General features: G+C 55.9%; 1 rRNA gene. It reads left to right on the top strand.

The features are described from left to right. Positions 1-83, top strand: a 5S ribosomal RNA gene (rrf, locus tag ACW5W8_RS24120); the annotation flags it as partial. Between the last annotated feature and the right edge of the window lie 162 nt (positions 84-245).

Genomic DNA, 245 nt, shown 5'->3' with positions numbered 1-245 from the left:
TCCCATGCCGAACTCAGAAGTGAAACGCGGTAGCGCCGATGGTAGTGTGGCATTCGCCATGCGAGAGTAGGACACTGCCAGGCACCCAATTAAACAGCGATGTGAAGAATCACGTCACTGGCTGCGAGCATGACACCTCACAAACAAGCAGCAAAAGATTTAGCGCAAGCTAACCGAATGCGGAGCGGTAGTTCAGTCGGTTAGAATACCGGCCTGTCACGCCGGGGGTCGCGGGTTCGAGTCCC

It is taken from the genome of Aeromonas aquatilis (assembly GCF_054052405.1).
The sequence above is the reverse complement of the archived record's forward strand: the minus strand, read 5'-3'. Positions and strand labels throughout refer to the sequence as shown.